This is a genomic window from Pseudomonas sp. XP1, assembly GCF_053557675.1.
On record NZ_JBNRIJ010000001.1, the window covers coordinates 102462 to 110737 of the forward strand.

5 protein-coding genes are annotated in these 8276 nt (G+C 65.4%); 4 read left to right on the top strand and 1 reads right to left on the bottom strand.

Features of this window, described 5'->3' with window-relative positions:
- Positions 1-122: 122 nt before the first annotated feature.
- Positions 123-3008: an HD domain-containing phosphohydrolase gene (locus ACK1U9_RS00425; RefSeq protein ID WP_108480522.1), complete on the top strand. Its 2886-nt coding sequence runs from the start codon at positions 123-125 to the stop codon at positions 3006-3008.
- Between the two features lie 352 nt (positions 3009-3360).
- On the opposite strand, the gene ACK1U9_RS00430 is transcribed toward ACK1U9_RS00425, so the two are convergent.
- Positions 3361-5073, bottom strand: a complete 1713-nt coding sequence (locus tag ACK1U9_RS00430; protein ID WP_108480520.1) for an FAD-dependent oxidoreductase — start codon at positions 5071-5073, stop codon at positions 3361-3363.
- Positions 5074-5267: 194 nt separating this feature from the next.
- On the opposite strand from ACK1U9_RS00430, the gene ACK1U9_RS00435 reads away from it, so the two are divergent.
- The 3 genes from ACK1U9_RS00435 (at position 5268) to ACK1U9_RS00445 (ending at position 8069) form a co-directional block, all read left to right on the top strand.
- The gene (locus ACK1U9_RS00435) at positions 5268-6044 is read left to right on the top strand and encodes an IclR family transcriptional regulator (protein WP_046613956.1); all 777 of its coding nucleotides are present in this window, start codon (positions 5268-5270) and stop codon (positions 6042-6044) included.
- Between the two features lie 139 nt (positions 6045-6183).
- Positions 6184-7236 (top strand): Gfo/Idh/MocA family protein, encoded by a 1053-nt coding sequence (locus tag ACK1U9_RS00440; protein WP_108480519.1) that lies wholly within the window; start codon positions 6184-6186, stop codon positions 7234-7236.
- 17 nt (positions 7237-7253) lie between these two features.
- Positions 7254-8069, top strand: coding sequence for a sugar phosphate isomerase/epimerase family protein (locus tag ACK1U9_RS00445; RefSeq protein WP_108480518.1), 816 nt, complete (start codon positions 7254-7256; stop codon positions 8067-8069).
- Positions 8070-8276: the final 207 nt, after the last annotated feature.

The following is an 8276-nucleotide window of genomic DNA, read 5'->3' on the forward strand; positions in this document are numbered from 1 at the left end:
AGTGCTGGCTAGAGGAGCCATGCAAGACTAAATTTCTTCTCTAGCCCGGCAAAAAGCCCGTCCGCCCTCTACACTCCTGCGGGTATCAGCCAAGGCAATGTGCCATACATGGAGTACCTGAGATGGGCTGCGTGTCGAATGGTCGTGCTGCTGGCAACGCCGGACGTGGCATTTCACTACAGTGGCTGGTGGCACTCGCCATCGTGCTGGGCATGTTGCTGCTCGGCGCCGCCCTGGCCTGGCAGGGTTATCACGGCATTCGCCAGACCTTGGTGGCCGCAGCGGGTGATTCGGCCCAGCAAATTGGCAAGACCATCGACGAACGCGCCCGGCGCCTGATCGACCCGGTGCAAAGCAGTATCCGCCTGCTCGCCCACAACCCGGCCGCGCAAACCCCGGCGCAGCGCCTGGAACGCTTGCCGCAACTGGTCGAGACGCTGGACGCCAACCGCATGCTCAGTGCCGCCTACATGGGTTACCCCAGTGGTGATTTCCTGCTGGTGCGCCGCTTGCGTGACCCGCAGGTGCTGCAGCGTTTCGCCGCACCGCCGGGGTCGGCATTTCTGGTGCAGAGCGTCAGCCGTGAGGGTGGGGCGGTGCAGGGTGAGTGGCGCTTCTACGACCACGCGCTGAACCTGCTGCAGGCCCGGGCCAAGCCCGAATACCGCTACGATCCGCGTACGCGCCCGTGGTTTGTCGAAGCCAGCGCCCAACCCACAACCGTGCTGACCCACCCCTATGTGTTCTTCACCACCCGCGAGATCGGCCTGACCATGGCCCAGCGCAGCGTCGATGGCGGTGCGGTGATTGGCATGGACGTTTCGGTCGACGACTTGGTCAGCGAGACGCAGGGCCTGCGCATGACTCCCGGCACCGAGATCGTCGTGGTCGACGACCAGGGCAGCGTGGTGGCCTACCCGGACCTGCAGCGGGTCATCGTGCACGAAGGGCAGACCGTGCGCTTGTCGCGCATCGGCGAACTGGGCATTCCCAGCCTGGAGCACCTTTATGCAAACCTGTCGCAAGGCACCCGGCCGCACCCTTATCAGGTGGATGGCCAGACCTGGTATGGCATGCGTGTGCAACTGACCAACCTGGCCGGCCAGGACCTGCAGGTGCTGATCGCCGTGCCAGGCCATGAGTTGCTGGCCGGTGCGCGCAAGGTACTGCTCGAACAACTGCTCTGGACCGCCGTCCTGATTAGCGTGCTGCTGGTGCTCGGTGGTGTGATTGGTCGGCGTATTGGTCGCCCGTTGCGGCTGCTGGCTGAACAGGTGCAAGGCCTGGCCGGCTTTGATTTCAGCCGCGAAGTCGGGGTGCGCTCGCGGGTGTCCGAGGTGCGTGAGCTGAGCCGCGTGCTTGGCCGCATGTCGGGCACCATCCGCAGCTTCCAGGCGATTACCCTCACGCTCAGCCGCGAGCGCGACCTGGAGCGCATGCTCGACGGTGTGCTGACCCATCTGGTGGAAGCCGCCGGGGCCAACGCTGGCGTGGTTTACCTGTTCGATGCCGAACACGCCTTGCTGCGCCTGGCCGCGGCCTGCCGTGGCGAGCAGTACCCTGGCGAGCTGGCCGTGGATGAGACTGCCCAGCAACACCTCGCCACGGCGGTGACCCAGGCCCTCGGCCTGCCCGAGCACAGCCTGGCCTTGGTGCTGAATGACCGTAGCCAGGCGCTGCTGGGCATCCTGGTCCTGCAACTGGGCGATGGACCTGCACACGAGCAGGCCGGCCAGCCGTTTCGCAGCTTTGTTGCGGAGCTGTCCGGGGTGGCAGCGGTGGCCATCGAGACGCGCCAGCTGGTCGAAGCCCAGCAACGCCTGCTGGATGCCATGATCAAGCTGCTGGCCGATGCCATCGATGCCAAGAGCCCCTATACCGGCGGCCATTGCGAGCGGGTGCCACAACTGGCGCAAATGCTGCTGGACCAGGCGGTGGCGGCCGAAACCGGCCCGTATGCCAGCTTCAGCATGAGCGCGGCTGAACGCTACGAGTTCCATGTGGCGGCCTGGCTGCACGACTGCGGCAAGGTCACCAGCCCTGAGTATGTGGTGGACAAGGCGACCAAGCTGGAAACCTTGTACAACCGTATCCACGAGGTACGCATGCGTTTCGAGGTGCTCTGGCGGGATGCCGAGCTGGTCTATTGGCGAGGCCTGGCCAGCGGTGGCGACCAGCAGGCGCTGCAAGCCACCCTGGCGCGCAGCCAGGTCCAGCTGCAGGACGACTTCGCTTTCGTCGCCCAGGCCAACATCGGCGGCGAGTTCATGCAGGACGCCGACATCGAACGCCTGCAGCAGATTGGCCGACGCTGCTGGCAGCGCCATTTTGACAACCGCCTGGGCATCTCCCGTGATGAAGCGGAACGCTTTGCCGACATGCCTCCGCCCGCGCTACCGGTTGACGAACCACTGCTGGCCGACCGCCCCGAGCATTTCGTGCCCTGGGGCCCCCGCAAGCCACCGGTGGCCAAGGACGACCCGCGCAATCGCTGGGGCTTCGACATGCGCTTGCCGGCCTACGCCAGCAATCATGGCGAGCTGTACAACCTGGCGATCCGCCGCGGCACGCTGAATGATGAGGAACGCTTCAAGATCAACGAACACATCGTGCAGACCATCATCATGCTCAGCTCCTTGCCGTTCCCCCGCCAGCTCAAGCGGGTGCCGGACATCGCTGGCAACCATCACGAGAAAATGGACGGCAGTGGCTACCCGCGCCGGCTGGGCGAGCAGGATCTGGGCGTTGCCGAGCGGGTGATGGCGATTGCCGACATCTTCGAGGCGCTGACCGCGGCCGACCGGCCTTACAAGGCACCGAAGACCTTGTCCGAGTCGGTGAAGATCCTGGTGGGCATGGCCCGTGGCGGGCACATCGACGGCCAGCTGCTGGAGCTGTTCCTCAGCAGCGGGGTATACCGCCAGTATGCCGAGCGGTTCTTGCGTGCCGAGCAGATCGACGAGGTGGATGTGGCGTACTGGTTGGAGCAGATGCGTTGCCCGGCTTGAGCGAAAAATCGGATTCAGCCCCTTCCTTCCTCATTCCTTCGAAGACACCTTGATCGAGGTGCAGATGCCCAATGGGCGAAGCACTTTGCACCAGGGCAGAAGTAATGTGTTGCCTGCTCTGGCCTCTTCGCGGGCACGCCCGCTCCCACAGGATCTTCACCATACTCAAGAGTTGCACAGTACCTGTGGGAGCGGGGGTGCCCGCGAAAGGGGTGCGAAGCGCCCCCAACGATCTGTGCATCACCGCAAAAACGCCGGGGCCGCTTTGCGGTCCTTTCGCGACACAACGCCGCTCCTACAGGAATCGCGCCGTCCATGAGAAACAGGGCACGGCCATCAGTGATCGCTCACCTCATTCATACCCCTGCGCCCCGGCAATATGCCGCCCGGCCACATAGCCAAAGGTCAGCGCCGGACCCAGGTTGATGCCACCCGACGGATACCAGCCGCCAAACACGCTGGCCATGTCGGTACCCGCCGCATACAGGCCAGCAATCGGCTGCCCGGCTTCATCCAGCACCCGGGCATTGCCGTCGGTGCGCAGCCCGGCAAAGGTGCCAAAGCAGCCGGGCTGCACCTTCACCGCATAGAACGGCCCCTGCTCGATGGGCGCCACGCAAGGGTTTGGCCCCTTGTGCTGCGGGTCGCCCTGCTTGCGGTTGAACGGTGTGGAACCACGGCCGAACGCCGGGTCCTGGCCGTTGCGGGCATGGTTGTTGAAGTCGCTGACCGTAGCGCACAACCCTGCCGGGTCGATGCCGCAGGCCTGAGCCAACTGCTCGAGGGTGGCCCCCTGCTTGAGATACCCGCTGCGCACGTGCGGCCACACCGGCAGCGGCGCCGGGCGGGCATGGCCCAGGCCGTAGCGGCGCAGGAAGCGATGGTCGCAAACCAGCCACGAACACACCTCTTCGCCTTGCGGCACCGCCGCGACCATCGCTGACACATAGTCGTAATAGCCATGCGCTTCGTTGACGAAACGCTTGCCATTGGCCAATACACCGATGATGCCCGGTTTGCCGCGTTCGATGATGTGCGGGAAGTGGCCGACGCTGCCGTCACGGTGCGGCACCCGCGAAACCGGTGCCCAGGCCACTGGCGACTTCAGGTCGGTGGCGACCACACCGCCGGCCGACTCGCCCAGGCGCAGGCCGTCGCCCGAGCAACCCTTGGGGGGCAGGGCCAGGTTGTCGTGGCCGCTGGCATCGCGCGGGAACAGTTGCCGGCGGCGGGCGTTGTCGTTGGGGAACCCACCCGCCGCCAGTACCACGGCCTTGGCACGGATCAACTGCTCGCCCTGCGGTGTCGCAACCAGCGCCCCCCGCACCTGGCCATCCTCGACCAGCAGGCGTTTGGCCGGTGCCGACTCTTGCAGGCGCACGCCCAAATCTTGCGCCGACCTGGCCAGGCGGGCCACCAGCGCCACGCCGTTGACCAGGTGCATCGCCCGGCCATACCGGACGAGGTGGTACAGGTGGCGGCCGAAGCGTTTGCACACGTGCAGCAAGGCCTTTGGCGAGCGGGTCATGTTGAGGAACGCGGCAAGGTCGGCACCTGCCATTATCGGCATGCCCATGAACGAGGTTTCGCGCATGGTCTTGCGCAGGCGTGGCAGCAGCGCACCGACCTCGCGCGCGTCATAGGGCGCGGCAATCACCTGGTGCCCTCCCTGGGCCGCTCCCGGTGTGTCGCCATGCATGTCGGGGATGCCGTTGCCGTCGGCAAACTGCAGCGCCGTGTGCTTTTCGAAAAACGCCACCATGTGCGGGCAGGCTTCGAGGAAGGCGTCGACGCGTTCGGCGTTGTAGTACGCCCCCAGTTCGTTGCGCAGATAGGTACGCGGCTGCTCGATGTCTTCCTCGATGCCGGCCCGGCGTGCCAGCGGGTTGCGCGGTACCCAGGCCCAGCCGCCTGACCAGGCGGTGGCGCCGCCGAACACTGGCTCCTTCTCCACCAGGATCACCTTCTGCCCGTGCCAGGCAGCCGTCACGGCCGCAGCCAGCCCGGCGGCACCAGAACCTATGACCAGTACATCGCATTCGGTTTCGTAGGGAGCGGAAGGCATTGCGGGATTCCTGTATTGTTATTGGAACAAGGTTCCACATTCTTCTTGGCAGGGAATCGGCCTGCAAGGGCGTGGCGGCATTGGTGGGCAATTATTGGGCGATAACCGGACAGTTCGTGTTGCCCGGGCTGCGGCCGCTATCGGCGGTGTGGAATCATCTTCTAGAATTCGCAAAAATTTCAGGGACCTGTGTCATGGCTGGTAGTCAGATCGAACGCGCCTTCAGTCTTGTAGAAAGCCTTACCGGCGAGCCGCAGGGGCTGCCGCTGCAAACCCTGGCCGAGCGCCTGGACATCCCCAAGAGCGCCACCCATCGCATGCTCACCGAGCTGGTGCGGCTGGGCTATGTGCGGCAGAACCGTGACAACAGCCGCTACCAGCTGTCGGCCAAGCTGGTGGCGCTGGGCTTCCGTTACCTGGCCAGCAGTGGTGCCGACATCATCCAGCCGATTCTTGACCGCCTGGCCCAGGACAGCGGCGAACTGGTGCGCCTTGGCGTGATCGATGGTGCCCGCCAGACCTGGATCGCCAAGTCCCAGGGCGCCCGCTCCGGGCTGCGCTACGACCCGGACATGGGCCGTGACGCACCGCTGTTCTATACCGCGTCCGGGCATGCCTGGCTGGCCAGTCTGGACGATGAGCGGGCGCTGCAGATGGTGTTGCGCCAGGGCATTGCCGACCCGGCGCAGTTCGGCCCGAATGCGCCGCGCTCCACCGACGAATTGCTCACCTACCTGCGCCGCGCACGCGAGCGCGGTTACGCCTGGGTCGAGGAAACCTCGGCCATTGGCACCTCGGCCCTGGCTGCGGTGGTGCGCCGCCCGCAAAGCGACGAGGTGATCGGTGTGCTGAGCATCGCCGGGCCCAGTGCGCGCCTGGCACAAAGCCGCCTGGCAGACCTGGCGCCGCTGTTGCTGGCGGCGGCGGAGGAGCTGTCGGCGGCCAGCCGGGCCAGTGAATTGTTCGCCTGAAGTGCATTTCCGGTCGATTACCGCACACTGTATTCTGCGGCTTCTTCTGAAAAGCTGAACCTGGTTCTAAATTGTTCAATGCGGAATGTGGAATTTAGTTCCGGAAACTGCATCACAACAATGACAAGAGGACAGGCTGTTGAACGCACCCCTACGTATTGCCTTGATCGGCGCCGGCATCATGGGCCGCCAGCATTACCAGCATTTGCTAAATGTGCCGCAGGCCCAGCTGTGCGCTGTGGCCGACCCGGGCCCCCAGGCCGAGGCCTTTGCCGCCGAATGCGGCGTGCCCTGTTTTGCCGACCACCGCCAGATGCTGGAGCACGCGCGCCCCGAGGCAGTGATCATTGCCAACCCGAACAACCTGCATGTCGCCACTGCCCTCGACTGCGTCGAGGCCGGTGTACCGGTGCTGGTCGAGAAACCGGTGGGCGTGCACCTGGATGAAGTCCGCGCGCTGGTGGAAGCCTCGCGCCGCCACAATGTGCCGGTGCTGGTGGGCCATCACCGCCGGCACAACCCACTGATCGCCAAGGCTCACCAGGTGATCGCCGACGGCAAGCTGGGCCGGCTGATCAACGTCACCGCACTGTGGCAGTTGCAAAAGCCCGACAGCTATTTCGAAACCCCCTGGCGACGCGAGCCGGGTGCTGGCTTCTTGCTGACCAACCTGATCCATGACCTGGACCTGCTGCGCCACCTGTGCGGCGAGGTGGTGCAGGTGCAGGCATTCACCCGCAACGATGTGCGCGGTTTTGCCAACGAAGACAGCGCCGCGGTGCTACTGCAGTTTGCCAATGGTGCATTGGGCAGCCTGACTGGCTCCGACGCGGTGGCCGCGCCATGGAGTTGGGAGCTGGACTCCGGCGAAAGCCCGGTCTATCCGCGTCAGGATGGCCAACCGTGCTACCTGCTGGCCGGCACCCAAGGGGCCCTGAGCATTCCGCAACTCAAGCGCTGGCACTACGCCGAGGTCGGGTCGGGCTGGCACACGCCGTTGTTGCAGAGCGAGGAAAGCATCCCCGCCGGCGAGGCATTGACCTTGCAGTTGCAACACTTCGTGCGGGTTGCCCGGGGTGAACAGGCGCCGCTGATCGATGCCGCCGACGGTGGCCGTACCCTGGCGCTGATCGAGGCGATCCGCCTGGCAGCGGAAACTGGCCGGGCCTGTGCCCCCGAGCACATTGCCTGACTTGCCTGGTGACGATAATGACTGATCGAATTTTCTCCCTGGCGGCCCTGACGGTACTCGAGCTGCCACCCCCGGACATGGTCGAGGCAGCAGCCCGCGCCGGGTACAGCCACGTAGGCCTGCGCCTGGTGCCCGCCACCGAGCAGGAACAGCATTTTCCGCTTGTGGACGATGCCGGCCTGCGCCGGCAGACCCAGGCGCGCCTGCGCGACACGGGCATCAGGGTGCTCGACCTCGAGATATTGCGGCTGAAGCCGGAAACCTGTGTCGCCGATTTCGAACCGATCCTGGCAGTGGGTGCCGAGCTGGGCGGCACGGAGCTGCTGGTGGCTGGCAACGACCCGGATGAAGCGCGGCTGACCGAGCGCTTTGCTGCGTTGTGTGACCTGGCGGCGGGTTATGGCATTCATCCGCATCTGGAGTTCATGCCCTGGACTGATGTGCGTGACCTGCGCCAGGCCATGCGGGTGGTGGCCAACGCTGACCGTGCCAATGGTTGTGTGCTGGTGGATGCCTTCCACTTCAACCGCTCCGGCTCTTCGCTGGGCGATCTGGCGCAGCTGGCGCCGCAGCGCATGCGCTATGCCCAGCTGTGCGACGTTGCCGGCCCGGTGCCGGCCGACATGGACGAGATCCTGCGCCAGGCACGCAACGAGCGGCGCTTCCCGGGCGAGGGCGATGCCGACCTGGTCGGCCTGCTGCGCGGCTTGCCGCCCAGTGTGCCGTTGAGCCTGGAGATCCCCACGCGGCAGTTGCTGGAACAGGGCGTAAGCGGCGAACAGCGTGCGCGCATGGCGCTGGAGAAGGCCATGGCAGTGTTGGCCAGAGTCTGATTTATAGAATGCGGCGCATGGCACGGGCTACCGCCCGTGTTCGCGGGCATGCCCGCTCCCACAGAGCTGCACATGATTCACTGACCTGGCAGGTGCCTTGTGGGAGCTGCAGATTTGCGGTGAGGCTGATGGCCCTATCGCCGGCAAGCCAGCTCCCACAGGTACAGCGACAACCTCGAGAGCAACGCTGTACCTGTGGGAGCTGGC

Excerpts from the sequence above, each read along its gene's own strand:
- ACK1U9_RS00435 (WP_046613956.1), top strand. The coding sequence starts at position 5,268 with ATGGCTGGTAGTCAGATCGAACGCGCCTTCAGTCTTGTAGAAAGCCTT.
- ACK1U9_RS00445 (WP_108480518.1), top strand. The coding sequence starts at position 7,254 with ATGACTGATCGAATTTTCTCCCTGGCGGCCCTGACGGTACTCGAGCTG.
- ACK1U9_RS00425 (WP_108480522.1), top strand. The coding sequence starts at position 123 with ATGGGCTGCGTGTCGAATGGTCGTGCTGCTGGCAACGCCGGACGTGGC.
- ACK1U9_RS00430 (WP_108480520.1), bottom strand. The coding sequence starts at position 5,073 with ATGCCTTCCGCTCCCTACGAAACCGAATGCGATGTACTGGTCATAGGT.